This window comes from Brevundimonas sp. GW822-FHT03E11, assembly GCF_058801445.1.
The window spans coordinates 45750-71891 of sequence record NZ_JBXANG010000008.1 but is presented as its reverse complement, the minus strand read 5'-3'; the positions used below and the strand labels follow the sequence as shown (position 1 = coordinate 71891).

22 protein-coding genes and 1 tRNA gene are annotated in these 26142 nt (G+C 67.9%); 15 read left to right on the top strand and 8 right to left on the bottom strand.

Annotation, left to right across the window (positions count from 1 at the left end):
* Window positions 1-55: 55 nt before the first annotated feature.
* Genes AC1RKE_RS12995 through AC1RKE_RS12985 form a run of 3 tightly spaced genes read left to right on the top strand, consistent with a single transcriptional unit; the run spans window position 56 to window position 4716 of the window.
* Window positions 56-1831, top strand: a complete 1776-nt coding sequence (locus tag AC1RKE_RS12995; RefSeq protein ID WP_395942121.1) for an N-acetylglutaminylglutamine amidotransferase — start codon at window positions 56-58, stop codon at window positions 1829-1831.
* Window positions 1821-3590 carry an N-acetylglutaminylglutamine synthetase gene (ngg, locus tag AC1RKE_RS12990; RefSeq protein WP_287104224.1) on the top strand — a complete coding sequence of 590 codons (1770 nt, stop codon included), beginning with the start codon at window positions 1821-1823 and terminating at the stop codon, window positions 3588-3590. The genes AC1RKE_RS12995 and ngg overlap by 11 nt, the downstream gene beginning before the upstream one ends.
* 10 nt (window positions 3591-3600) lie before the next feature.
* Window positions 3601-4716: an osmoprotectant NAGGN system M42 family peptidase gene (locus tag AC1RKE_RS12985; RefSeq protein WP_054765045.1), complete on the top strand. Its 1116-nt coding sequence runs from the start codon at window positions 3601-3603 to the stop codon at window positions 4714-4716.
* Between the two features lie 21 nt (window positions 4717-4737).
* Here the strand turns inward: AC1RKE_RS12985 and AC1RKE_RS12980 are convergent, their stop codons facing one another.
* The gene (locus tag AC1RKE_RS12980) at window positions 4738-6009 is read right to left on the bottom strand and encodes a cation:proton antiporter (protein WP_348684148.1); all 1272 of its coding nucleotides are present in this window, start codon (window positions 6007-6009) and stop codon (window positions 4738-4740) included.
* 89 nt (window positions 6010-6098) lie between these two features.
* Between AC1RKE_RS12980 and AC1RKE_RS12975 the strand changes: the two genes are divergently transcribed.
* Window positions 6099-6593 carry a DUF421 domain-containing protein gene (locus AC1RKE_RS12975; RefSeq protein WP_348684149.1) on the top strand — a complete coding sequence of 165 codons (495 nt, stop codon included), beginning with the start codon at window positions 6099-6101 and terminating at the stop codon, window positions 6591-6593.
* Between the two features lie 9 nt (window positions 6594-6602).
* On the opposite strand, the gene AC1RKE_RS12970 is transcribed toward AC1RKE_RS12975, so the two are convergent.
* From AC1RKE_RS12970 to AC1RKE_RS12950, 5 genes are read right to left on the bottom strand one after another with little or no spacing between them, the layout of a single operon-like run.
* Window positions 6603-6983, bottom strand: a complete 381-nt coding sequence (locus AC1RKE_RS12970) for a DUF1622 domain-containing protein (RefSeq protein WP_348684150.1) — start codon at window positions 6981-6983, stop codon at window positions 6603-6605.
* 48 nt (window positions 6984-7031) lie between these two features.
* A complete protein-coding gene (locus AC1RKE_RS12965) occupies window positions 7032-8963 on the bottom strand; it encodes a BCCT family transporter (RefSeq protein WP_395942122.1) in 1932 nt (643 codons plus the stop codon).
* Between the two features lie 51 nt (window positions 8964-9014).
* Entirely contained in the window at window positions 9015-10052 is a 1038-nt protein-coding gene (locus AC1RKE_RS12960; protein ID WP_348684154.1) for an oxidoreductase, read from the bottom strand.
* A gap of 7 nt (window positions 10053-10059) precedes the next feature.
* Window positions 10060-11496, bottom strand: coding sequence for a helix-turn-helix domain-containing protein (locus tag AC1RKE_RS12955; RefSeq protein ID WP_395942418.1), 1437 nt, complete (start codon window positions 11494-11496; stop codon window positions 10060-10062).
* The gene (locus tag AC1RKE_RS12950) at window positions 11489-11629 is read right to left on the bottom strand and encodes a hypothetical protein (protein ID WP_152949744.1); all 141 of its coding nucleotides are present in this window, start codon (window positions 11627-11629) and stop codon (window positions 11489-11491) included. The genes AC1RKE_RS12955 and AC1RKE_RS12950 overlap by 8 nt, the downstream gene beginning before the upstream one ends.
* On the opposite strand from AC1RKE_RS12950, the gene AC1RKE_RS12945 reads away from it, so the two are divergent.
* On the top strand, window positions 11628-13163 hold the full coding sequence (locus AC1RKE_RS12945) for an acyl-CoA carboxylase subunit beta (RefSeq protein ID WP_348685298.1): 1536 nt from the start codon (window positions 11628-11630) through the stop codon (window positions 13161-13163). The two genes, AC1RKE_RS12950 and AC1RKE_RS12945, sit on opposite strands and share 2 nt — an antisense overlap.
* Window positions 13164-13348: 185 nt before the next feature.
* On the opposite strand, the gene AC1RKE_RS12940 is transcribed toward AC1RKE_RS12945, so the two are convergent.
* Window positions 13349-13726 carry a GIY-YIG nuclease family protein gene (locus tag AC1RKE_RS12940; protein ID WP_348684468.1) on the bottom strand — a complete coding sequence of 126 codons (378 nt, stop codon included), beginning with the start codon at window positions 13724-13726 and terminating at the stop codon, window positions 13349-13351.
* A gap of 121 nt (window positions 13727-13847) precedes the next feature.
* On the opposite strand from AC1RKE_RS12940, the gene AC1RKE_RS12935 reads away from it, so the two are divergent.
* From AC1RKE_RS12935 to tdh, 7 genes are all read left to right on the top strand, one after another.
* Window positions 13848-15827 (top strand): acetyl-CoA carboxylase biotin carboxylase subunit, encoded by a 1980-nt coding sequence (locus AC1RKE_RS12935; RefSeq protein ID WP_348684469.1) that lies wholly within the window; start codon window positions 13848-13850, stop codon window positions 15825-15827.
* Between the two features lie 211 nt (window positions 15828-16038).
* Window positions 16039-17418 carry a methylmalonyl-CoA mutase family protein gene (locus AC1RKE_RS12930; RefSeq protein WP_395942059.1) on the top strand — a complete coding sequence of 460 codons (1380 nt, stop codon included), beginning with the start codon at window positions 16039-16041 and terminating at the stop codon, window positions 17416-17418.
* Window positions 17415-19571, top strand: coding sequence for a methylmalonyl-CoA mutase (scpA, locus tag AC1RKE_RS12925; RefSeq protein WP_348684471.1), 2157 nt, complete (start codon window positions 17415-17417; stop codon window positions 19569-19571). Before AC1RKE_RS12930 ends, scpA begins: the two co-directional genes overlap by 4 nt.
* The gene (gene mce, locus AC1RKE_RS12920; protein WP_336970665.1) at window positions 19568-19990 is read left to right on the top strand and encodes a methylmalonyl-CoA epimerase; all 423 of its coding nucleotides are present in this window, start codon (window positions 19568-19570) and stop codon (window positions 19988-19990) included. The genes scpA and mce overlap by 4 nt, the downstream gene beginning before the upstream one ends.
* Window positions 19991-20059: 69 nt before the next feature.
* Window positions 20060-20965, top strand: a complete 906-nt coding sequence (locus tag AC1RKE_RS12915) for a DUF4232 domain-containing protein (protein ID WP_395942058.1) — start codon at window positions 20060-20062, stop codon at window positions 20963-20965.
* Between the two features lie 52 nt (window positions 20966-21017).
* Complete coding sequence (locus tag AC1RKE_RS12910) at window positions 21018-22208, top strand: glycine C-acetyltransferase (protein WP_182714707.1); 1191 nt, start codon at window positions 21018-21020, stop codon at window positions 22206-22208.
* Between the two features lie 165 nt (window positions 22209-22373).
* Entirely contained in the window at window positions 22374-23426 is a 1053-nt protein-coding gene (tdh, locus tag AC1RKE_RS12905; protein WP_182714706.1) for an L-threonine 3-dehydrogenase, read from the top strand.
* Window positions 23427-23656: 230 nt separating this feature from the next.
* Here tdh and AC1RKE_RS12900 read toward each other — a convergent pair whose 3' ends face one another.
* Window positions 23657-24934, bottom strand: a complete 1278-nt coding sequence (locus tag AC1RKE_RS12900) for a lytic murein transglycosylase (protein WP_348683496.1) — start codon at window positions 24932-24934, stop codon at window positions 23657-23659.
* Window positions 24935-25116: 182 nt separating this feature from the next.
* Between AC1RKE_RS12900 and AC1RKE_RS12895 the strand changes: the two genes are divergently transcribed.
* The 3 genes from AC1RKE_RS12895 (at window position 25117) to gapR (ending at window position 25978) form a co-directional block, all read left to right on the top strand.
* A tRNA-OTHER gene (locus AC1RKE_RS12895) sits at window positions 25117-25193 on the top strand.
* A 191-nt stretch (window positions 25194-25384) separates the two neighbouring features.
* Entirely contained in the window at window positions 25385-25510 is a 126-nt protein-coding gene (gene ykgO, locus AC1RKE_RS12890) for a type B 50S ribosomal protein L36 (RefSeq protein ID WP_031448545.1), read from the top strand.
* Between the two features lie 192 nt (window positions 25511-25702).
* On the top strand, window positions 25703-25978 hold the full coding sequence (gene gapR / locus AC1RKE_RS12885) for a nucleoid-associated protein GapR (protein ID WP_054765057.1): 276 nt from the start codon (window positions 25703-25705) through the stop codon (window positions 25976-25978).
* Window positions 25979-26142: the final 164 nt, after the last annotated feature.

Sequence of the window (26142 nt, the reverse complement as noted above, 5' to 3'; positions counted from 1 at the left end):
CTCTTTCGTACACGAAACATTTGTACCCGCTGCATCCACAATTCAAGGAGGCCCCATGTGCGGTCTTAGCGGCGAGATCAATTTCGACGGACGGCCGGCCGACGCCGGCGCCGTGCAACGCATGACGGATGCGCTCTCGCCTCGGGGACCGGATGGGTCCGGCATAGTGATGCGCGGCCCGGTGGGGCTGGGGCATCGCCGGCTGAAGATCATCGACCTGTCGGAGGCGGCGCAGCAGCCGATGGTGGACGCCGACCTGGGCGTGACCCTGGCCTTCAACGGCTGCATCTACAACTATCCGGAGCTGCGCGAAGAGCTGCAGGGGCTGGGCTTTCGCTTCTTCTCGCACGGCGACACCGAGGTGATCATCAAGGCCTGGAAGGCCTGGGGCGAGGCCTGCGTCGAACGGTTCAAGGGCATGTTCGCCTTCGTCCTGCATGAGCGGGACACGGGCCGCACCGTGATCGCCCGCGACCGGTTCGGCATCAAACCGCTGTATCTGGCCGAGAGCGGCAAGCGGCTGAGGTTCGCCTCCAGCCTGCCGGCCCTGCTGGCGGCGGGGGATGTGGACAAGACCATCGATCCGGTCGGCCTGCACCACTACATGACCTTCCATGCGGTCGTTCCGCCGCCGCACACCATACTGAAAGGCGTGAAGAAGTTTCCCCCGGCGACCGTTCGGGTGATCGAGGCGGACGGGACGGCGAAGGACCGGCTGTACTGGCGGCCGGACATGACCCGCCACGCCGAGGACGCCGGACTGACGGCCGAAGACTGGCGCGACCGGGTGCTGGACAGTCTGCGCGAGGCGGTGAAGCGCCGCATGGTCGCGGACGTGCCGGTGGGCGTGCTGCTGTCGGGCGGGGTGGATTCCAGCCTGATCGTCGGCCTGCTGGCCGAGCTGGGCCAGAAGGATCTGATGACCTTCTCCGTCGGCTTCGAAGAGGCCAATGGCGAGAAGGGCGACGAGTTCGTCTATTCCGACCTGATCGCCAAACACTATGGGACCAAACACCACCAGATCTTCGTGCCGCACCAGCGGCTGATGGAGGCCCTGCCGGGGACCATCGGGGCCATGTCGGAGCCGATGGTCAGTTACGACAACGTCGGCTTCTATCTGCTGAGCCAGGAAGTCTCGAAACACATCAAGGTGGTGCAGTCGGGCCAGGGGGCGGACGAGGTCTTCGCCGGCTATCATTGGTACCCGCCGATGCTGGAGGCGACCGACCCGGTCGAGACCTACGCCAAGGCCTTTTTCGACCGCAGCCATGCGACGCTGAAGACCCAGTTGAACGGCGCCTATATGGCCGACACCGACGTCAGCCGCGCCCTGGTCGAGGCCCATTTCGCCCAACCGGGCGCCGATACGCCGGTCGACCAGGCCCTGCGCCTGGACAGCCAGGTGATGCTGGTCGACGATCCGGTGAAGCGGGTCGACAACATGACCATGGCCTGGGGGCTGGAGGCGCGGGTGCCCTTCCTCGACCACGAGCTGGTCGAACTGGCCGGCCGGATTCCGCCGGAGCACAAGCTGGCTCAGGGGGGCAAGGGGGTGCTGAAGGAGGCGGCGCGCCTGGTGATCCCGTCCGATGTGATCGACCGCAAGAAGGGCTATTTCCCCGTCCCCGCGCTGAAATACATCCAGGGTCCGTATCTGGAGATGGTGCGCGAGGCCCTGACCAATCAGGCGGCGCGCGACCGCGGCCTGTTCGACAGGGGGTATCTGGACACCCTGTTCGCCGATCCGACCCAGCACATCACGCCGCTGCGCGGGTCGGAACTGTGGCAGGTCGCCGTGCTCGAGATGTGGATGCAACAGCATGGCGTCTGACGTTCGACCTGAACGGTCCAAGGCGCACCGGCTGAAGCGGCTGCGCCACGAGGGGCTGAAGCCGCCCGTGCAGTCCGGCGACGGACCGAGGCCGGACGCCGTGCTGGACTGCGGCTGGGGCCGGCTGCTGTTCGCCCAGACCTTCGAGACGGCCGAGCCCCTGGTCGAGGCCCTGCGCGCCGAGGGGCCGGACCGGCGCGACATCGCCTTCTACGTCCGCAATCCGCATGTCCTGCTGGCCCAGGCGCCGCAGGAGCTGTTCCTGGACCCGTCGCACACCTATCGGCTGGAGCTGGCCACCTATCGCGCGGGCCGTCGCCAGCCGAGAGGCTTCACCGTGCGCCGCCTGACGTCGGAGGCGGACGCCCAGGCGGTCAACGACATCTACGCCAAGCGCAAGATGGTGCCGGTCCCGCCCGACTTCTTCTGGTCCCATCGCGACGACCGGACGATCACCTATTTCGTCGCCGAAGATGCGACGACGGGCGCCGTCATCGGCACGGTGACGGGGGTCAATCACGCGCGCGCCTTCGACGATCCCGAATGCGGATCTTCGCTATGGTGTCTGGCGGTCGATCCCCAGGCGACCCAGCCGGGCGTCGGCGAGGCCCTGGTCCGGCGGCTGGCCGAGCATTTCAAGACCCAGGGCCTGGCCTACATGGACCTGTCGGTCATGCACGACAACGACCAGGCCATCGCCCTGTACGAGAAGCTGGGGTTTCGCCGCGTCTCCTTCTTCGGGGTCAAGCGCAAGAACCCGATCAACGAGGCCCTGTTCGTCGGCCCGACCGACGATCACGACCTGAACCCCTATGCCCGGATCATCGTCAACGAGGCGCGGCGGCGCGGCATCCATACCGAGATCATCGACGCCGAGGGCGGACTGTTCCGGCTGAACTGGGGCGGCCGGTCGGTGCGGTGCCGCGAGAGCCTGTCGGAGCTGACCTCGGCCGTGGCGCTCAGCATCTGCGACGACAAGCGGATGACGCGACGCATCGTCGAGGCGGCCGGGGTGCGCGTGCCCGAGCGGGTCGATCCGGACGATCCCTCCGCCATCGACGCGGCCCTGGAGCGGTTCGGCGCCCTGGTGGTCAAGCCGGCGCGGGGCGAACAGGGGCAGGGCGTCGCCGTGGGTCTGACGACCATGAAGGCCGTCCAGTCGGCCCTGGTCCGCGCGCGCCGCATCTGTTCCGAAGTGCTGATCGAGGAACAGGTCCAGGGGGAGGATCTGCGTCTGGTGGTGATCGACTACAAGGTCGTGGCTTGCGCCCTGCGTCGCCCGCCCCGCGTCATCGGCGACGGGCGCACCCCGCTTCGGGCCCTGATCGAGCATCAGAGCCGCCGCCGCGCCGCTGCGACCGGCGGAGAATCGACCATACCCATTGACGAAGAGACCGAACGCACCCTGGGCGAGGCCGGCTATGGCCTGGACGACGTCGCGCCCGAGGGCGTCGAGGTTCTGGTGCGCAAGGCGGCCAATCTGCACCTGGGCGGCACCATTCACGATGTGACGGAGGAGGTGCACCCGACCCTGATCCGCGCCGCCGTCGCCGCCGCCCGCGCCATCGACATCCCGGTCACCGGCATAGACCTGATGGTGAAGTCGCCACGCGAGCCCGACTACGCCTTCATCGAGGCCAACGAACGCCCCGGCCTGGCCAATCACGAACCCCAGCCGACGGCCGAGCGTTTCATCGACCTGTTGTTCCCCCTGTCCGCCCCGACCTCGGCGCGCGCCGTGGTTCGCGCCGACGTCTGAAGGAGGCCCCTTGGCCCGTCCAGCGATCGACCTCGACTATCTGAAGTCCCGCCTCGCCGACCTGCTGAACACGCCCAGCCCCACCGGCTATACCGACGAGGCCGTGTGGCAGGTGTGCCGAGAGCTGCAGCGGCTGGGGCTGGACTATGAACTGACCCGACGCGGCGCCATCCGGGCCCGCCTGCCGGGCCGGGCCTCCAAACCCGCCCGCGCGGTCGTTGCCCACGTCGACACCCTGGGCGCCCAGGTCAAACAGGTGAAGGACAACGGCCGGCTGGAGCTGGTGGCCATCGGCCACTGGTCGTCGCGCTTCGCGGAGGGCGCGCGGGCCACAGTCTTTTCGGAGGGCGGCGCCTGGCGCGGCACCATCCTGCCGCTGAAGGCCTCGGGCCACACCTTCAATGAGGAGGTGGACACCCAGCCGGTCAGCTGGCGTCAGGTCGAGCTGCGCATCGACGCCGTGACCCACGGGCGCGACGACACCCTGGCTCTCGGGATCGACGTCGGCGACATCGTCGCCATCGACCCCCAGCCCGAGTTCACCGACACCGGCTTTATCGTCTCGCGCCATCTGGACGACAAGGCGGGGGTCGCGGTCCTTTTGGCCGCTCTGGAGTGCATGATCCGTGAAGAGCGCACCCCCACGGTCGACACCTGGTGGCTGTTCACCATCGCCGAGGAGGTGGGGCTGGGCGCCTCGTCCGTGCTGATCCCGGACGTGGCGGCCATGGTCACGGTCGACAACGGCACGACGGCGCCGGGCCAGAACTCGTCGGAGTTCGGCGTCACCATCGCCATGGCCGACCAGACGGGGCCGTTCGACTGGCACCTGTCGCGCAAACTGGTCCAACTGGCGCGCGACCACGACATCGCGCATCAGAAAGACGTCTTCCGCTACTACCGCTCGGACTCGGCCTCTGCGCTGGAATCCGGGGCGGACATCCGCACCGCCTTGATCACCTTCGGCGTGGACGCCAGCCACGGCTATGAGCGGATCCACGAAACCGCCCTGGCGGATCTGACGCGCCTGCTGATCGCCTATGCCGAGAGCGAGGTCGAAATCGGCCGTGACGCCAAACCCCTGAGCGGGGTCAAGGGCTTCACCCACCAGCCGGTTGATGAATAGTTCAGCTGAGGCGCGCCTCGGTCAGTCGGCGACGGCCGCCGAGGCGCGTCTGACGCTGCGACGCACCAGCCCCCCGATCGTCGCCCCCTGGGCGAGGACCGAGAACAGGACGACCATATAGGTGGCGGCGAGGATGACGTCCTTCATCGGTCCTTCCGGCAGGGACAGGGCCAGGGCGATGGATATGCCGCCCCTCAGACCGCCCCAGGTCATGACGGGGAAGGCCAGCGGAAGCGGCAGAAGCCTGCGCCAGAACAACAGGGGCGCCCCCACCGAAACCGCTCGGGCGGCGAGCACCAGGGGAATCGTCAACAGTCCCAGGCCGAGCAGGCCGATGCTGTCGGCCAAGACGACCGCTTCGAGTCCGATCAGCAGGAAGAGGACCGCGTTCAGGACCTCGTCGATCAGGGCCCAGAACTTCAGCACATAGTCCTTGGTGGTGTCGCTCATGGCGTAGCTGACGCCCGGATTGCCGACGATCAGCCCCGCAACGGCCATGGCGACGGGGCCGCTGATGTGAAGAGCCGTGGCGAGGGCGTAGCCACCCATCACCGTCGCCAGGGTGATCATCACCTCGACGGAATAGTCGTCGATCATCTTCATGGCCCGATAGGCGATCCAGCCGATCACGGCGCCCAGAAGAGCGCCGCCCAAGGCCTCGACCACAAACATCTCGCCGGCGTGCGGGATTGAGAAGGCCTCTCCACCGACGGCGCTCGCCAGAAGAATGGAGAAGACCACGACCCCCACCCCGTCGTTGAACAGACTCTCTCCCGCTATGGTGGCCTGAAGGGTCGGCGGAACTCTGGCGGTCTTCAGCACGCCCATGACGGCGACGGGGTCGGTGGGGCTGATCAAGGCGCCGAAGACGAAACACCAGATCAGCGGCGCCTCCATGCCGACCAGGCCGGTCAGGGCTTTCAAGCCGAAGCCGACGATCAGGGTGGAGGCCGCCACGCCGATCGTGCTTAGGATCGCGATCTGCCACCGTCCCCGCCTGAGATGTTCGATATCGACGTGCAGGGCGCCGGCGAACAGCAGGAAGGACAGCATGCCGTTCATCAGGGTGTCGTGGAAATCGATGTCGTCCAGGAAGCGGCTGACCTGGGCGGAGATGTCGCTGCCCTGAAACACGGCGTCCGCAGCGATCACGCAGAGAGAGGCCACGGCGCCCATCAACGTCATGGCGACCGTACCCGGCAGCCGGAAATAGCGATGATTGACCCAGCCCAGCACGGCGCTGAGCACGATCAGGATCGCCGCGGCGTCGAAGGGCGACAGATGGATAGGCATGTCCAGGGACTCGTCTTTGGACTGCGACCGGTTACGCACCCTAGGGCGATTTGACGCAACTCTGCAAAAGGCCGTCCGTTGGGGTCCACATGGACTCCAATCCCTTCCCCCAAGCCCTGTTCGACGGCTGGTCGGGCGTCGTTCGCATCCTGATCATCGCTCCGGCCGCCTACGCCGCCCTGGTGCTGATCTTGAGGCTGTCGGGCAAGCGGACCCTGTCCAAGCTGAACGCCTTCGACCTGATCGTCACAATCGCCATCGGTTCCACCCTGGCCTCCATCATCACCACCAAAACTCTGGCGCTCGTCGAGGGGCTGACGGCGCTCCTGCTCCTGGTCCTGATGCAGCTGGTGGTCACCGCCGCCTCCGTCCGCTTCAAGCCGGTTGATGCGCTGGTGAAGGCCGAGCCCACGCTTCTGCTGCGGGGCGGCCGACCGCTTCCGGAGGCGATGCGCCGGCAGAGGGTCACCCAAGGCGAGATCGAGGCGACCGCCCGCGCCGCCGGAGTCGAGCGCCTCGATCAGCTTGAGGCTGTCTTTCTGGAGACGGACGGCTCCTTGACCGCCCTGCCGAAATCCGCCTGATCTCGGCTTTCAGCGTTCGTCCGCGCGCCGATCGTCGGACCGGGCGGCCCGACGCCAGGGCCAGCAACCCTCGATCTCCGTCTCCAGGGAGAAGCTGAGGAATGTCCGGATCAGCACCACCAGACCCAGCAAGCCCACCGTCTGGAGCGTCAGCGGGGCCGTAATGGTGCTGATGATGTCGGCGCCGACCAGCAGCTCAAGCCCCAGCAGAATTCCGCGGCCGAGGTTGGCGCGATAGGTCGTATAGGCCTGACGCCAGTTCCGGTCGCGCGCGCCGTGCAGGGCGAAAAGCATGGTCGCCAGCACGACGCCGCCGACGATGATCCCGGCTCCGGCCAGCTCCAGCAGGACGGCGAAGGGCTGGATGAAGGCGTGAACATTGCTCAGCATGGCGGCTCCGACCCTTGGCGGCGCCGTCGGCAAGTCGTCTCGCCGACGTCACCCCATGCGCCAAAGGCGCAGATGTTCAAGCACGTCGGCGACGATCTGTTCCCGGGTGAACCCCGTCAGATCGCGCGCCCGCCCGGCGGCGTCGGAATAGGCGGACAGCCGCCATTCCATCGCGCGGCGTTTCTCGGGCGCATCCAGCGCGGTCATGGCGGGGCGCGGACGTTCACGCGCCGCGAGGCGATAATGGAACGTCGGCCCGTTCTGACCGGTCGCGGTCAGGACCAGGCCGGTCGCCTCGCGCGCCACCTCAGCCTCCAGTCCTTCGGCGGACAGGGCCGCGCGAACCGTCTCCAGGGCCGGGGCTCCGGCCTGGTCCAGCTGGCGGTCGATATCGCGCCGGTTCGCGGGCGACAGAATGCGTTTGAGCTGTTCGGACAGGGGCGGGCCTTCGGTCTCGACCGCGCGTCCGGCCAGGTCGGCGTTCATCTGCCGCACCAGTCCGGCGGCCAGCAGGATCATGATGACGGCGAAGGGCAGGGCGGCCACCAGGGTCGCCGCCTGAAGCGCGCCCAGGCCCCCGGCCAACAGCAGCAGGGCGGCGGCCAGCCCCTCCAGCGAACACCAATAGACCCTTTGCCAACGCGGCGTATCGTCGGCCCCGCCCGACGCGATGGTGTCGATCACCAATGAGCCGGAATCCGCCGAGGTGACGAAGAAGACCGCCACCAGCAGCACCGCCAGGGTCGAGGTGACGGCGGCGCCCGGCAGTTCCTCGAAGAAGCGGAATATGGCGGTGGACAGGTCCGCCGTCACCGCATCGGCGATGGCCCCCGCCGCGACCCCCATATCGAGATTGACCGCCGTATTGCCGAAGATCGTCATCCACAGAAAGGTGAAGCCGGTGGGAACCAGCAGCACGCCGATGACGAACTCCCGCACCGTGCGGCCGCGTGAGATGCGGGCGATGAACATGCCCACGAAGGGCGACCAGGCGATCCACCAGGCCCAGTAGAACAGAGTCCAGTTCGCCATCCAGCCGCGGGGCTCATAGGCGTAGAGGTTGAAGGTGCGGATGAAGAAATGGTCCAGATAGAGGCCGAAGTTCTGGACCAGGGCCTTCAGGAGGAAGCCGGTCGGCCCGACGACCAGGACGAACAGCATCAGCAGCACCGCCAGCACCAGGTTCAGCTCCGACAGCCGCCGGACCCCCTTGTCCAGTCCGGTAAGCACCGAGGCGGTGGCGCCCGCCATGACCAAGGCGATCAGCCCCACCTGCACCCAGGGCGTATTGGGCAGGCCCGTCAGATCGTTCAGCCCGCTGTTGATCTGCGACACCCCCAGACCCAGGGAGGTGGCGATGCCGAACAGGGTGCCGCAGATGGCGAAGACGTCGACGGCGTCGCCGATCGGTCCGTTGATCCTCCGGCCCAACAGGGGCGACAGGCCCGAGCGAAGGGTCAGCGGCAGGCCCTTGCGATGGGCGAAATAGGCCAGGCTGAGCCCGACCAGCGCATAGGCGGCCCAGGCGTGGACGCCCCAATGGGTGAAGGTGATCACCATCGCCTCTCGCGCCGCCTCGAAGGTGCGGGGCTGGGCCTCGGGCGGGCTGGCGTAATGCTGGATCGGCTCGGCGACGGCGAAATACATCAGGCCGATGCCCATGCCGGCGGCGAACAGCATGGCGAGCCAGGAGACATAGGGGAAGTCCGGCTCCGAATCGTCCGGCCCCAGCTTTAGGGCCCCGGTCGGCCCCAGGGCGAGGAACAGGATCAGCAGCAGAAATCCGGCGACGGCGGCGATGTAGAACCAGCCGAAGGTGTCGATCACCCAGCCTTGAGCGGCCTGGAACAGACGGTCGGACTCGCCGGGGGCGGCGACGGCCAGGGCCAGCAGCAGGCCGACGATCAGGCTTGCGCCCCAGAAGACGCGCGGATTCATCTTGGTCTTAAGCATGGACCTATAGCGTGACAGTTCCGCCATGGTTGCGGACTCCATTGCCGCGTTCGGTTCAAACCGGCTTTCAGACCGTCTTCACAGGGGGATTTCCCGCCGCTCTGCGGCGCTGCGCAGGCCGGCGTCCAGGACGCGCATGACGATCAGCGCCTGGTCGGCGGGAACGGGCGCGGGCGCCGCGCCGCGGACGGCGTCGCGGACTGCGGCGTAGAAGGCGGGGTGGTCGCCGCGTTCGGGCGCGGGCGTGGTGCGGACGGCTTTGCCGTCGATCTGCCTGGTCAGTACGCCGGGCGACGGGTCTAGGCCCCAGTCGTCGTCGCCGGGACGCAGGCCCGCCTTGGACTGGCTCTCCTGGGCGTCGAGGCCGTGTTTGATGAAGCTGCCGCCCGTGCCGTGGACGACGTAGCGGAGGCTGGCCTCTGCGGCGAGGTGGCTCATGTTCAGGATGACCCGCAGCCGGTCGTAGCGCAGCAGGACGTGGGCGTAGTCGATGGCGGTCGCGCCGACGCGCTGGGCCTGGAGGTCGGCGTAGACGCCCACGGGCGGGCCGAACAGTTGCACCGCCTGGTCGATCAGGTGTGGGCCCAGGTCGGCCCAGACGCCGCCGTCGCGTCTGTCCTTCCAGCGGTCGGTGACGGTCGGGCGGAAGCGGTCGTAGTGGCTTTCGAACGCGGCGACATCGCCCAGTTCGCCCTGGTCGATCAGCCGGCGCAGGGTCAGGAAGTCGGCGTCCCAGCGGCGGTTCTGGAAGACGCTGAAGACGCCGGGCGACGAAGCCGCGACGGCGGCGACGGCTTGCGCGTCGGACAGGGTGACGGCGAAGGGCTTGTCCACCACCACGGACTTGCCGGCCTGAAGCGCGGCGATCGACTGTTCGGCGTGCAGGGCGTCGGGGGTGGCGACGACGATCAGCCCGATGTCGTCGCGGGCCAGGGCGTCGTCCAGATCCGGCAGGACCGCGACGCCAGGCAGGTCGGCGTGGACCGCTTCAGGGCGCGACGAGACGACGGCGGTCAGGTGCAGGCCCGGGGTCGCCTCGATCAGGGGGGCGTGGAAGGTCTGGCCCGCCAGGCCGTAGCCGACGACGGCGACGCCGATGGGTGCGTGTGAGGTCATGCCCCGATCAATAGCGTTCCGGGCGGGGGCCATCCAGCACATAGGGCACCACGCCGCGCTCGTTCTCGGGGACGTGAAGGGCGCGGTCGAGGGGCGGGAAGGCGCGCTGGGTGCAGTCAGTGCGCTCGCAGATGCGGCAACTGACGCCGATCCGGGCGGCGGGGCCGTTCAGGTCCAGACCGGCGGCGTAGACCAGCGACCCGGCGTGCTCGATCTCGCAGCCCAGGGACAGGGCGTAGCGGCGGTCGTTGGCGAGGTATGAGCCGCTGGGCTTGGACACGGAGCGGGCGATGGAGATGTAGCGCGAGCCGTCGGGCATTTCGGCCAGCTGCACCCCGATTCGGTCGGGCGTGGCGAAGGCCTCGTGGACGTTCCACAGGGGGCAGGCGCCGCCGAAGCGGGCGAACTGGAAGCGGGTGGCGCTGTGCCGTTTGGTGATGTTGCCGGCCATGTCGACGCGGGCGAAATAGAAGGGCACGCCGCGCCAGCCGGGCCGTTGCAGGGTCGAGAGCCGGTGGCAGACCTGTTCGAAACTGACCTGGAACCGGGTGCGCAGGCGGTCGATGTCGTGCTTCTCCGCCCGCGCCGCCTCGAGGAAGGCGCGGTAGGGCAGCAGCAGGGCGCCGGCGGCGTAGTTGGCCAGGCCGACGCGGGCCACGTCGCGCGCGACCTGGGTGCGGAAGGCGGCCTGGTCCAGCTCGGTCTCGATCAGGTCGCGGAAGGACAGCAGGGCCAGCTGGTGGGCCAGCTGGAACGACCGGGTGGCGCCGGGCTGCCAGGCGTCGAGGGTCAGGATTCGGCCGGCGGGATCATAGCGGCGCAGGGCCTCCTGCCCCGCGACATAGACGGTGCGGACGCCGTGCCGGTCGGCCAGCAGGGTCTCCAGCGCCCGTTCGATCGGGCCGTCCTGGGGGATGTCGGCCGCCAGGGCCTCGGCCGCCGTGTCCAGGCTGTCGACGTAGTTGTCGCGGTAGTGGAAGAAGTCGCGGACCTCCTCATAGGGCAGCAGGGCGACGCGGGCGCCCAGTTCGTCGCGGCCCAGGGTGTCGTCCAGCGCCTTCACCCGCTCGTCCAGCTGGCGGAAGGCCTGGTGCAGGGCCAGGAACTGATGGGCCAGGCGCGGGGTGTTGGCGACGGCCTGTTTCAGCTCGGCCGCGGTCGGGGGCTCGGCCCCGCCGCTGACCGGACCGGCGATGTCGGTGGTGGCCTCGCGCAGGTCGGCGATCAGGCGGGCGTCGCCCTCGAGATCGAACAGGCTGGCGTCGATGTGGAAGGCGCGGGTCAGGGCGATCAGGACGCGGGCGGTGGCCGGGCGCTGATTGGTCTCGATCTGCGACAGATAGGAGGGCGACAGGCCCAGACGTTCGGCGCAGGCCTCCAGCGTCCAGCCGCGCGCCTCGCGCAGCTTGCGCAGCTTGGGTCCCAGAAAAAGCTTCTCAGCCATTCGCAAGTTTGCAGTTCACAGCCGCCGCCTTTGCAAGTCCGCGCAGTTCCGCATCTTTTGCAAAGTTGCGTTTGCCATTTTGTGATGAAGGCGCCACGCCTTGCCGTTCGAACGAGAGGCCGAAACCGATCATGACTCAAGCCATCCTTGAAGAACTGGAGCGCCGTCGCGCCGCCGCGAAACTGGGCGGCGGGGAAAAGCGTATCGCCGCCCAGCACGCCAAGGGCAAGCTGACGGCGCGCGAACGCATCGACGTTCTGCTGGACGAGGGCTCCTTCGAGGAGACCGACATGTTCGTCGAGCACCGCAGCCACGACTTCGGGATGGAGACGCAGCGCATCCCCGGCGACGGGGTGGTGACGGGGCGCGGCACCATCGGCGGGCGGCTGGTCTATGTCTTCTCCAAGGATTTCACGGTGTTCGGCGGCAGCCTGTCGGGCGCCCATGCGGCCAAGATCGTCAAGCTGCAGAAGATGGCCCTGACCACCGGCGCGCCGATCATCGGCCTGTTCGACGCGGGCGGGGCGCGGATCCAGGAGGGGGTGGAGAGCCTGGCCGGATACGCCGACATCTTCCTGCAAAACACCCTGGCCAGCGGCGTCATTCCCCAGATCAGCGTGATCATGGGGCCGTGCGCGGGGGGCGACGTCTATTCGCCGGCCATCACCGACTTCATCTTCATGGTGAAGGACACGAGCTATATGTACGTGACCGGCCCCGACGTGGTGAAGACGGTCACCAACGAGGTCGTCAGCCACGAGGACTTGGGCGGGGCGCGGGTGCATGCCGGCAAGTCGGGCGTGGCGGACGGGGCGTTCGAGAACGACCTGGAGGCCCTGTCGGAGGTGCGCCGCCTGATCGGCTTCCTGCCCCTGTCGAACCGCGAAAAGCCGCCGGTGCGCGAGAGCTATGACGAGCCCGAGCGGGACGAGCCGTCGCTGGACACCCTGATCCCGGCCAACCCGAACCAGCCCTATGACATGAAGGAGCTGATCCTGAAGGTGGTCGACGAGGCCGACTTCTTCGAGATCGGGGCCGACTTCGCCAAGAACATCATCTGCGGCTTCGGCCGGCTGGACGGCCAGACGGTCGGGATCGTCGCCAACCAGCCCCAGGTGCTGGCCGGGGTGCTGGACATCGATTCAAGCCGCAAGGCCGCGCGGTTCGTGCGCTTCTGCGACGCCTTCGGCATTGCGATCGTCACCTTCGTGGACGTGCCGGGCTTCATGCCGGGGACCAAGCAGGAGTACGGCGCCCTGATCAAACACGGGGCCAAGCTGCTGTTCGCCTATGCCGAGGCGACGGTTCCGAAACTGACCCTGATCACGCGCAAGGCCTATGGCGGCGCCTATGACGTGATGAGTTCGAAACACCTGCGCGGCGACGTCAACTACGCCTGGCCCACCGCCGAGATCGCGGTCATGGGCGCCAAGGGCGCGGTCGAGATCATCTTCCGCAAGGAGGCCGGCGATCCGGCCGCCCTGGCCGCGCGCGAGGCCGAGTACAAGGACCGGTTCGCCAACCCGTTCGTGGCGGCGGGGCTGGGCTATATCGACGACGTCATCATGCCGCACGGGACGCGGCGGCGGCTGGTGAAGGCGCTGCGGACGCTGAAGAACAAGGTCCAGGAGAACCCCTGGAAGAAGCACGATAATATTCCGCTGTGAGGGTGGTTTTGATGCTTCCCGAAAGTGCGTCATCCTCGGGCTTGTCCCGAGGATCCAGACTCCCGGTGTCGAGCGTGGACCGCCGGTCTCAACCGCGTCGCGTCACCGGCTGGCGCGCCCCGCTGAAGACCGGGAGTCTGGATCCTCGGGACAAGCCCGAGGATGACGGCTTTGGGAGGGGTGGTTCACTCTTCCGGCGGAATCCAGTTTCGATAGGCGTCCGGGTCAGGCTCGGCGCCGGTCGTCCGCACCAAGCCGTCGAACAGGTCGTCCCAGTGCGGGTTGGTGCGTTCGATCAGATTGGCCTTCCAGTCGCGGGGCCAGTGTTTCAGCGTTTTCTCCCGCCGGATCGCACCGACGATGGTGTCATGGAACTCGTACCAGACAAGGCGTTTCAGGCCGTACCGCTTCGTGAAGCCGTCGATGACGCCCGCGCGATGCTGACCGACACGCGTGACCAGTTGGCTGCTGACGCCGACATAGACGACGCCGTGCATCCTGTTGGCCATCATGTAGCAGCCGATCAGACTGTCCGCCGTCACCATCGCACCCCCCCACCACACGTCATCCTCGGGCTTGTCCCGAGGATCCAGACTCCCGGTATCGACCGTGGCCCACCGGCCTCGACGGAGTCTCTGGATCCTAGGCGCAAGGCCTAGGATGACGATTATGAAGGACTGAACCATGTTCTCCAAAATCCTCATCGCCAACCGAGGCGAGATCGCGGTTCGGATCATCAAGACCTGCCGCCGCATGGGCATCAAAACCGTGCAGGTCTATTCGGAGGCCGACGCCGGGTCGTTGGCGGTCGAGATGGCTGACGAGGCGGTGCTGATCGGGCCGGCGCCGGCGGCGCAGTCCTATCTGCTGGCCGACAAGATCGTCGAGGCGGTGCGCCAGACGGGGGCGGAAGCCGTGCATCCGGGCTTTGGCTTCCTGAGCGAGAACGCCGGGTTCGCGCGGCGGCTGAGGGAAGAGGGCATCGCCTTCATCGGCCCGAACCCCGAGGCCATTGAGGCCATGGGCGACAAGATCAGCTCCAAGAAACTGGCGGCCGAGGCGGGGGTCTCGACCGTGCCGGGGCACATGGGGCTGATCGAGACGCCGGAAGAGGCGGTCAGGATCGCCAACCAGATCGGCTATCCGATCATGATCAAGGCCAGCGCCGGCGGCGGCGGCAAGGGCATCCGCGTGGCCCATTCGGACGCCGACATGGCCGAGGGGTTCGCGGCGGTGAAGGCCGAGGCGCTGAACGCCTTCGGCGACGACCGGGTCTTCCTTGAGAAGTTCATCATCGATCCGCGCCACATCGAGATCCAGGTGCTGGGCGACAAGCACGGCCATGTGGTCCATCTGTTCGAGCGCGAATGTTCGATCCAGCGCCGCAACCAGAAGGTCATCGAGGAGGCGCCGTCGCCCCTGCTGGACGAGGCCACCCGCGCCGCCATGGGGGCGCAGGCCGTCGCCCTGGCCCAGGCGGTCAACTATGACTCGGCCGGGACGGTCGAGTTCGTGGCGGGGCAGGACAAGTCGTTTTATTTCCTGGAGATGAACACCCGTCTTCAGGTCGAACATCCGGTGACGGAGCTGATCACCGGGGTCGATCTGGTCGAACAGATGATCCGTTCGGCCTGGGGTGAAAAACTGGCCTTCGAGCAGAAGGACCTCAAGATCGACGGCTGGGCCATCGAGAGCCGGATCTACGCCGAGGATCCCTATCGCGGCTTCCTGCCCTCCATCGGTCGGCTGGTCCGATACGAGCAGCCGGAGGAGGGCGAGCAGGACGGCTATGTGGTCCGAAACGATTCCGGCGTCCGCGAGGGCGACGAGATCAGCATGTTCTACGACCCGATGATCGCCAAACTGTGCGCCTGGGGCGAGACGCGCGAGGCCGCAGTCGCGGGCATGGCCCGGGCGCTGGAGGACACCCATCTGTCGGGCCTGGGGCATAATGTGCCCTTCCTGGCGGCGGTGATGGACCAAGAGCGGTTCAAGTCGGGCCGGCTGTCGACCAGCTATATCAAGGACGAGTTCCCGGACGGTTTCCACGGCCTGAAGCCGACGCAGCACCAGGAGCGAATCCTGATCGCCGCCGCCATGGCCATGCACGAGATCCTCGCTGAGCAGGAGGGCGATCCGTCCGACCGCACCGACTGGATCGTGATGATCGACAAGACGCCGCACGGGGTGGGCCTGTCCTATGATGCGGACGAAGCGATGATCCTGACCCTGACCGGCGGGGGCGACGTCCGCCTGTCGGAGATCGACTGGCGGCCCGGCCTGGCCCAGTTCAAGGCCGAGCTGGACGGCGGGGCCTTCACCGCCGAGGTTCGACGCGTGGCCGACGGCTTCGACATCCGCCACCGGGCCGCGAAGGCGCGGGTGCGGGTGCTGCGGCCCCAGATCGCCGAACTGTATGCGCGCCTGCCGGAGAAGGCGGTCGCGGATACGTCGAAACTGGTGCTGTCGCCCATGCCGGGGCTGGTGGTGTCGATCCCGGTGGTGGTGGGCCAGGCGGTCAAGACCGGCGAGACGGTGGCCATCATCGAGGCGATGAAGATGCAGAACATCCTGAAGGCCGAACGCGACGGGGTGGTGAAGGCGGTGGGGGCGAAGGACGGGGATCCGGTGGCGGCGGATGACGTGCTGGTGGAGTTCGGGTGATGGTTGCCGTTCTCTTCTTTCGTCATCCTCCGGCAAGCCGCGTCTTCGCGGCGCAGACCGGGGGACCCAGCGGCGCGCGTGAGCGCGAACCTGTCGCGGATTCGGTCTTCAAACATCGTGCGGCTGAACCATTTCGCCTTCGGCGCCGCTGGGTTCCGGGTCTCCGCTGCGCTTCGCCCGGAATGACGAAAGTAGAAGGGTGGGCGGCCGCATGAGCTTCCCCATCCCCACCCCCCTCGAATGGCGCGAAGCCGCCCAGAAGGCGCTCAAGGATCGGCCGATCGAGTCGCTGATGCACCTCGATGCGGACCATCTGGCGACGCGGCCCCTCTACGCCGGGGCGACCGGGGTCCAGCCGATCTTCGCCCCGCGTCCGTCCGATTCCGAAGGCCGGGCGTGGGATCTGCGGACCCTGGTCGAGGGGGATGATCCCGAGGCGGTCAATGAGGCCGTGCTGACTGATCTGGAGAACGGGGCCGCCTCGGTGGTGCTGAAGGGGCGGGTGCTCGCGGATTCCGCGCCGCTGGGCCGGGCGCTGGAGAGCGTGGCGCTGGAGCTGGCGCCGGTCGCGCTGGACGCCGGGATCGACGGGCCGGATGCGGCCAACGCCCTGGCGGTCGTCGCCAAGGGTTCGCCGCGCGCCAAGCTGAGGTTCCACATGGACGTGATCTCGGCCTTCGCCGAGGTGGGCGGGGCGCCGCGGTCGGTGGAGGAGCATCTGAGCCTGGCGGCCAATACGGCGGCGCGTCATGCGGGGGCCTATCCCGAGGCGACCTTTTTCCTGGCCAGCGGCCGGGTTGCACACGAGGCGGGCGGGTCGGCGGCGCAGGAACTGGCCTTTGCGGCCTCAAGCGTCGTGGCCCATGCGAAGGCGGCTGTGGACGCGGGGATGTCGGTCGAGGCGGCCCTGAAGGGGATGGTGGTCGGCCTGTCGGTCGATGCGGAATATTTCGACAGCCTGGCTAAGGTCCGGGCCATGCGGCTGATCTGGGCCGGCCTGACGCGAGCCTTCGGGGTCGAGGCGCCGGCGGTGATCGAGGCGCGGTCGTCGCGGCGGATGCTGTCGGCGCGCGATCCCTGGCCCAATCTGCTGCGGCTGACGGCGGCGGGGTTTGCGGGCGCCGTGGGGGGCGCGGACGTGGTGGTGCTGGATGGCTTCACCCGCGCGGCGGGCCGGTCCGACGCCTTCGCCCGGCGACAGGCGCGCAACACCCAGCTGGTGCTGATGGAGGAGGCCAATCTGGGCCGGGTCGACGATCCGGCGGCGGGTTCCTGGTATCTGGACGCCCGGACGCGGGATCTGGCCGAGGCCGGCTGGGCCGAGTTTCAGATGATCGAGGCCGAGGGCGGCCTGGTCGAGGCCCTGAAGGGCTCGGTGATCCAGCCGCGCATCGCCCGCGCCCGCGCCCAGCGTGAGGCGGCGCTGAAGAACGGCGCGGCCCAGATCATCGGCGTGACCAAATATGTGGACCCCGAGGTGCGGCCGGCGCCGGTCGAGGCGGTCGATGAGGCGGGGGCGGCGGTGGAGCGGGTGTGCGAAGCCCTGAGCCCGATCCGCTTCGCGGCGGCCTTCGAGGAGGTGATCGGATGAGCTTCCCCGATTTCAGCAGGATCGCCCTGAACCTGATGCCGACCGGGCAGGGGCCGGCGCGCGAGCCGTGGGCGACGCCCGAGGGGCTGACGGTCGAGACCGCCTACGGCGCCGAGGCGCTGGAGGGGCTGGCGCACCAGGACGGTCTGCCGGGGTTCGCGCCCTTCGTGCGCGGGCCCTATCCGACCATGTATGCGGGCAATCCCTGGACCATCCGCCAGTACGCCGGTTTCTCGACCGCCGAGGAGTCGAACGCCTTCTATCGCCGCAATCTGGCGGCGGGTCAGAAGGGGTTGAGCATCGCCTTCGATCTGGCGACGCACCGGGGCTATGACAGCGACCATCCCAGGGTAAAGGGCGACGTCGGCATGGCCGGCGTGGCCATCGACAGCATCTATGACATGCGGACCCTGTTCGACGGGATTCCGTTGGACCAGATGTCGGTGTCGATGACGATGAACGGGGCGGTGCTGCCGATCCTGGCGCTGTATGTCGTCGCGGCGGAAGAACAGGGGGTGCCGCACGCGGCCCTGACCGGGACCATTCAGAACGATATTCTGAAGGAGTTCATGGTCCGCAACACCTACATCTATCCGCCCGAGCCCTCGATGCGGATCATCGCCGACATCTTCGCCTGGACGGCGCAGGAGACGCCGAAGTTCAACAGCATCTCCATCTCCGGCTATCACATGCAGGAGGCGGGGGCCTCGGCCGATATAGAGCTGGCCTACACCCTGGCGGACGGGATCGAATATCTGCGGGCGGGCGTCGCGGCGGGGATGCCGATCGACCGCTTCGCGCCGCGGCTGAGCTTCTTCTGGGCCATCGGCATGAACTACTTCATGGAGGTGGCCAAGATGCGAGCGGGCCGCCTGCTGTGGGCCGAGGCGGTGCGGAAAGAGGGCGGGGTCGATCCGAAGTCCCTGTCCCTGCGCGCCCACTGCCAGACCTCGGGCTGGTCGCTGGCGGCACAGGACGTGTTCAACAATGTCAGCCGCACCATGGTCGAGGCCATGGCGGCGGCGGGCGGGCAGACGCAGAGCCTGCACACCAATGCGCTGGACGAGGCCCTGGCGCTTCCGACCGACTTCTCGGCCCGGATCGCGCGTAACACCCAGATCCTGCTGCAGCAGGAGACCGGCCTGACCCGCGTCATCGACCCCTGGGGCGGCAGCTATTATGTCGAGCGGCTGACCCACGAACTGGCCGAACGGGCGCGGGCGCACATGGCCGAGGTCGAGGCCCTGGGCGGCATGGCCAAGGCGATCGAAGCCGGGATTCCCAAGCTGAGGATCGAGGAATCCGCCGCCAGGACCCAGGCGCGGATCGACACCGGCCAGCAGACGGTGGTGGGGGTGAACAAATATCTGAACCCCGTCGTCGACGATATTCCGATGCTGAAGGTCGACAATGCGGCGGTGCTGGCGGCCCAGATCGACAAGCTGAAACGGCTGCGGGCCGAGCGAGACCCGGCGGCGACCGATGCGGCGCTGGAGGCGCTGACGAACGGTGCGCGCGGGAAGGCGAACCTGCTGGAGCTGGCGGTGCAGGCCGCTCGGGCCAAGGCGACGGTGGGGGAAATCTCCGACGCGCTGGAGGCCGCCTTCGGCCGCCATGTGGCGACGGTTCAGACCGTGTCCGGCGTCTATGCGAAGGAGGCAGGGACGGACGCCCGCTTCGCCCGCGCCCGCGAGATGGTGGCGACCTTCGTCGAGAACGACGGCGGGCCGCCGCGCATCCTGATCGCCAAGCTTGGTCAGGACGGGCACGATCGGGGCCAGAAGGTGGTCGCCACCGGCTACGGCGACCTGGGCTTCGACGTCACCGCCGGCGCCCTGTTCCAGACCCCGGCCGAGGCGGCGCGCGATGCGGTGGACAAGGGGGTTCACGCAGTGGGCGCCAGTTCGCTGGCCGCCGGGCATCTGACCCTGGTGCCGGAACTGAAGGCCGAGCTGGAACGGCTTGGACGGCCCGACATCATGATCGTGGTCGGCGGCGTCATCCCGCCGTCCGACGTGCAGCCCCTGCTCGATATGGGGGCGGCGGCCGTCTATCCGCCCGGTTCGGCCATCGCCGATACGGCGGCGGACCTGATCGAGAAGCTGAACCAGCGCCTGGGTTACGCCCAGCCCGCGCCTAAGGAGACCGCATGATCGGCGCCCTGAACCATGTCGGGGTCGCGACCCCGTCCATCGCGGATTCGATCAAACTGTATCGCGACATTCTGGGCGCGACGAAGATCGGCGAGCCGTTCGACCTGCCGGCGCAGGGGGTGAAGGTCTGTTTCATCGACACCCCCACGGCTCAGATCGAGCTGATCGAACCCTATGACGAGACCAGCCCCATCGTCGGCTTCCTGGCCAAGAATCCCAAGGGCGGCCAGCATCACGTCTGTTTCGAGGTCGATGACATCCACGCCGCCGTCGCCGAGATGCGGGCCAAGGGGGTGACCCTCCTGGGCACGGGCGAGCCGCGCATCGGGGCGCACGGGACGCCGGTCGTCTTCCTGCATCCGAAAGAGATGGGCGGGGTGCTGATCGAGCTGATGGAGACGCCGAAAGGCGATCACTGAAGACCGATCACGGATCGCTGGAGCTTTTCGCCAGCTTGACCGTTAAGGGCGTGAACAGGAGACCTGATCATGACGCGCCGCCTGACCGCCCTGCTCGCCATCGCCGCCCTGACGGGCGTCTCCGCCTGTCAGCAGGCCGAGCCGGAGCAGCCGGTCGCCCCGGTCGAGGCCCAGCCCGTGCCCGCCCCGCCGGTTCCGGGCGTCGGCTACGCCTGCGAAAGCGGCGCGACGGTCGAGGCCCGCTATGCCGACAGCGCCACCGCCCAGCTGGCCTATAAGGGCCGGACCTATGATCTGCGGTCCGCCCAGGCCGCCAGCGGGGCCCGCTATGTCGGCTCCGGCGTCGAATGGTGGACCGCCACCCGTGACGGCCAGGAGACGGCCACCCTCAGCCGGCTCAGCCCGAACGACCAGGTCGGCGTGGCCGTCCTGGAACGCTGCGCCCGACCGGCGGGGACGCCGTCTCCCTTGGCCGAGGCCCAGCCGGAACCGGCGGTCGCGCCGGCCCCCGGCGGGGTGCTGCCGGCCTCCACCCCCTGTAAGGGACCGCAGCTGAAGCTCGCGGCCGAGGACGGCGACGCCGGGGCGGGCAATCGGGTGCGCAACTTCAGTCTCCAGAACATCGGCCGCCAGGCGTGCAGCCTGACCGGCTATCCGGGGGTGACCCTGTTGGACGCGCAGGGGCGGGCCCTGACCTCGATCCGCGCCGACCAAAGCCCCGGCAGCTATTTCCGCCAGGGCCAGGCTCCGACGCCGGTCGAACTGGCGCCCCAGGCCAGGGCCTATTTCGAAACCGCCTGGAACGTCATCCCCGACGAGACGATGCAGAAGACCTGTCCCAATGTGGCGACGATCCGGGTCACCGCGCCCGGCGACACGGCGGCAGTCAGCCTTCCCTTCGCCTTCCAGCCGTGCGGCGGCAAGATCCGCGTCAGTCCGATCCGGGCCGAGGAAAACCCCCAGGCCGCGACCTGACATCGCGTCGAGACGTCTGGAAACCCGGCCGAAATGGGCGTAGGTCGCGGCCATGACCCAGAGCTTCTACGACCGTATCGCCGGCGAACTGACCGAGATCGACGCCCAGGGCCTGACCAAGCCCGAACGTGTGATCGCCTCTCGCCAGGGGCCGGTGATTCAGGTCGGCGGGCGCGAGGTGCTGAACTTCTGCGCCAACAACTATCTGGGCTTGGCGGGCGACGAGCGGGTGACCCAGGCCGGGATCGCGGCGCAACAGAAGTGGGGGGCGGGCACGGCCTCGGTCCGCTTCATCTGCGGCACCCTGGAAATTCATAAAGAGCTGGAGGCGGCTGTCGCCGGCTATCTCGGCTTTGAGGACGCCATTCTGTTCGCCGCCGCCTTCGACGCCAACGGCGGGATATTCGAGCCCCTGTTCGGCGAAAACGACGCCATCGTCTCCGACAGCCTGAACCACGCCTCGATCATCGACGGGGTGCGGCTGTGCAAGGCCAAACGCTATCGCTTCGCCAATTCCGACATGGACGAGTTGGAGACGCGGCTGAAGGAGGCCCGCGAGGCCGGCGCGCGCGACATCATCATCGCCACCGACGGCGCCTTCTCGATGGACGGCTATATCGCCCGCCTGAAGGACATCCGCGCCTTAGCCGACAAATACGACGCCCTGATCATGGTCGACGACTGTCACGCGACGGGCTTCCTGGGCCCGCAGGGCAAGGGCTCCTTCGCCTATCACGGGGTCGAGGTGGACTTCGTCACCGGCACCTTCGGCAAGGCCCTGGGCGGCGCCATGGGCGGCTTCATCTGCGCCAAGAAGGCGGTGGTCGACCTGCTGAAACAGCGGGCGCGGCCCTATCTGTTCTCCAACGCCCTGTCGCCGGCGGTGTGCGGGTCTTCGCTGGAGGCCATCCGTATCGCCCAAGGGGCTGAGGGCGACGTGCTTCGCACCCGCCTGTCCGCCAACGCCCATCGCTATCGCAACGCCATGGCGGACGCGGGCTTCACCCTGCTGGACGGGGAACACCCAATTATCCCGGTCATGCTGGGCGACGCTAAACTGGCGCAGGATTTCGCGGCGCGGGCGCTGGAGCTGGGCGTCTATGTGATCGGGTTTTCCTTCCCGGTGGTGCCGCGGGGCCAGGCCCGGATCCGCACCCAGATGTCGGCGGCGCATACGTTCGAACAGATCGACCGGACGGTTGAGGCGTTTACGCAGGCGGGCCGGGAGCTGGGGGTTATCTGACCCTGTGCTCCGTCACGCTAGGCCACATTATTCCCGTCATCCTCGGGCTTGTCCCGAGGATCCATAGACTCCGTCGAGGACGGTGCGCACCGGCTAAAACCGGGAGTATGGATCCTCGGGACAAGCCCGAGGATGACGATCTTAGACTTTTTAGGAGACGCCGTAATGGCCGAAACGATGAAAGCCCTGGCCAAGACCGGACCGGTCGAGGGCCTGGAACTGATCGACGCCCCGATCCCCGAGGCGGGGCCGGAGGATGTGCTGATCCGGGTGCATCGCACCGCCGTCTGCGGCACCGACATCCATATCTGGAACTGGGACGAGTGGTCCCAGAAGAACGTCCCGACCCCGATGATCACCGGCCATGAGTTCGCCGGCGAAATCGTCGCCATCGGCAAGGAGGTGGATCGCCCGCTGAAGATCGGCCAGCGCGTCTCGGCTGAGGGACACGTGATTGACCTGAACTCCGAAGCGGCCCGCGCCGGGCACTTCCACTTGGACCCGCATACGCGCGGCATCGGCGTCAACCGCCAGGGCGCCTTCGCCGAGTTCGTGGTGGCGCCGGCCTTCAACGTCATCGAACTGCCCGACGACGTCCCCTATGAGATCGGCTCGATCCTGGATCCGTTCGGCAATGCGGTGCACACGGCCCAGCAGTTCGACCTGCTGGGCGAGGACGTCCTGGTCACCGGCGCCGGCCCCATCGGCATGATGGCCGCCGCCGTGGCCCGTCACGCCGGGGCGCGCACCGTGGTCCTGACCGACATCAACGACTTCCGGCTGGAGCTGGCGCAGAAGGTGGCGCCGGGCGTGCGCACCGTGAACACGACCAAGGAAGACATCCACGACGTCATGAAGGAACTGGGCCTGAAGGTCGGCTTCGACGTGGCGCTGGAAATGTCGGGCTCGCCCGTCGCCTTCAAACAGTGCGTCGACACCCTGATCATGGGCGGCGGCATGGCGATGCTGGGCATTCCGGGCAAGCCGATGGAGACCGACTGGGGCGCGATCATCCTGAAGGCCCTGACGATCAAGGGCGTCTATGGCCGCGAAATGTTCACCACCTGGCGCAAGATGCTGGGTCTGCTGAAGGCCGGCCTGGACCTGAGCCCGTTGATCACCCACCGGCTGGACTACGCCGACTATCGCCAGGGCTTCGAGGCGATGAAGTCGGGCCAGTCGGGCAAGGTGGTGCTGAACTGGGACAAGGCGGCCTAAGGCGGCCGGCCCCCTCCGTCGGCTTCGCCGACACCTCCCCCAAGGGGGGAGGACTTTGGTCTCCGCCATTCGCATTCCTCCCCCAGAGGGGGAAGGGGACCGCGCGAAGCGTGGTGGAGGGGGTCTTGACGCCCCATTGACGCCTGGGATGCGGTGAAGAGCCCCTCCGTCTCTCCGCTTCGCTCCGAGCCACCTCCCCGCCAAGCGGGGAGGAGACAGGGCGTTACCGCTCAGTTCGCCTTGCGGATCAGCTCATCCGCCAGGGCGGCGGTCAGATAGCCGTCGGCGATGCGGCCGTTGGCCAGCTGCCAGCGGCGCAGGGCCGCGCGGGTGTTGGCGCCGATCACCCCGTCTACGCCGCGGGTGTCGTAACCCAGCCGCGTCAGGGCCGCCTGGGCGCCGATCCGCTGGTCGCGCGACAGGGAGGCGTCGTTGGGCCAGGGCTTGGTCAGGCCCGGCTTGCCCATGATCCCGTCCGCCGTCAGGCCGATCGCCAGGGCGTAGGAGACCGAGTTGTTGTAGCTGCGGATCACATAGTGGTTCGGCAGGGCCAGGAAGGCCGGGCCGTTGGCCCCCTGCGGCAGGAGGATGGTCGCATCCTCCACCGCCTCGGCGCCGTTCGGCGTGCCGCCCTGGGCCAGGCGCACGCCCTTGGCCGCCCAATAGGCCCAGTCGTGTTTGGGCCCTTCCGCCAGGGCGTAGTCGAAGCCGGCGGGCAGGACGACCTCATAGCCCCAGGTCTGGCCGCGCTTCCAGCCCGCCTGGGCCAGCAGATTGGCGGCCGAGGCCAGGGCGTCGGCGTCGTCGCCCCAGATGTCCACCTTGCCGTCGCCGTCCTGATCCACGCCCAGGCGCAGATAGTTGTCCGGCATGAACTGGGTCTGGCCCATGGCGCCGGCCCAGCTGCCCTTCAGGCCCGCCCGTTCGCGGCGGCCGTCGACGACGATGTCCAGGGCGTCCTTCAACTGGGCCTCGGCCCAGTCGCGGCGGCGCCCGTCATAGGCCAGGGTCGCCAGGGAGCGGATGACGTCATAATCGCCCTGGACCTGGCCGAAGGCGCTTTCCTGGGCCCAGACGCCGACCAGGATTTCAGAGGGGACGCCGAAACGCTGGACCACCGCCCAGGGCACCCGGTCGATCCGCTGCTTGGCCTGGGCGATCCGCACCGCAGTCACGGCGTTCTGGATATAGGCGCCGGCGGGTTTGGAGAATTCCGGCTGATTCCGGTCCAGCCGCACCACGCTGGGGTCCGGCGTCAGACCGGCCAGTTCCCGCTCATAGTCGGCGCGACGGGCGCCGCCCTTGCGCGCCAGAAAACCCTGTTTCCAGCCCTCGAATCCTTCCTGGTCATAGGCGGCGAGCGGCGGCGCCTGCGGCGTCGGCGGCGGGACCACGGCGGCGGGAACCGGATCAGGCTGCGGCGTCGGCAGGGACACCGGCGGCTCCGGCAACATGGGAGCGCAGGCCGCGACGGAGCCGATGAGGAGAAGGCGATAGGAAAAGCGCATGAGATTCAGACTACAGTCCCCGAACGGATAGGGGAAATGACATACGCGCGAAGCGGTTTCGCCGGCCCTGATCCGCCTGGGAGGAGAAAAGTCCGTCCACGGACTCCCCAATCAGCGTCGTTAACCCTCATTTATATCGACGGAGGCGCCCGCTGCGGCGTAATGGCGCAGACTTCTCCGACGGCCTGATGGCGGAGTGGCGACGCAACGGGCGTGCAAACCCGAATACCCTCCGTTCGACTCGGAGGTCAGGCCTCCATATTTTTTGCGCTATCGCGCTTCGCGCTGCTTGAGCGCGTTTTGGGGCGCTACCGTCCCCTTGGGCTGCTTTAGCGGGTTTTCGGTCCCAAGCGGCTTGACCTTCTAAGGACCGCTCTCTATACGACCGCCTCCGCCGCGATCCGCCCGGATCAGCGGCTTTCTTATTGGCTTCTCTCAGGACGTCCGACCATGAAGGTCCGCAGCTCGCTCAAGTCCCTGAAGACCCGTCACCGCGACTGCAAGGTCGTGCGTCGCAAGGGCCGGGTCTATGTCATCAACAAGACCGACCCGCGCTTCAAGGCCAAGCAAGGCTAAGCTGCGTTCGAGGCGCGCTGCTCGGCGGCGCGCGCACGCAGGTCTGCCCAAGCCGCCCAACGGGCGGTAGGGCAGGAAAAGCCCTGACGATCCACAGGCTGCGGATTCTGTCCGCGGCCTTTTTCGTGTTCGCGGTTGAGTCGCGCCGGACGGCGTGGTTAGCGTCCGCGCCTGATTTCTGGAGTGTTCCCCATGGCCGATGACGCCTCGTTCGACGGCAATCCCGACGTCCTGACCGCAACGGCCCAGGGCCGTCTGCGCACCATCATCGAGCGGCTGGAGCGCCTCGAAGAGGACAAACAGGCCGTCATGACCGACATGAAGGAGGTCTTCGCCGAGGCCAAGGGCGAGGGTTATGACGTCAAGGTCCTGCGCAAGGTCATCCGCATCAGGAAGCAGGACAAGGCCAAGCGCCAGGAGGAGGAGGCCATCCTGGACCTCTATCTGTCGGCCCTCGGCGAGGTCTGAGGAGATTAGGGGCTGAAGCGCACGCCCATCGATTCGTCGAAAGGCCGGCTGTCGCGCTCAAGCAGCCCGAAGGGCGGTAGCGCCCCTCTGTCGCGCTCAAGCAGCCCGAAGGGCGGTAGCGCCCCTCTGTCGCGCTCAAGCAGCCCGAAGGGCGGTAGCGCCCC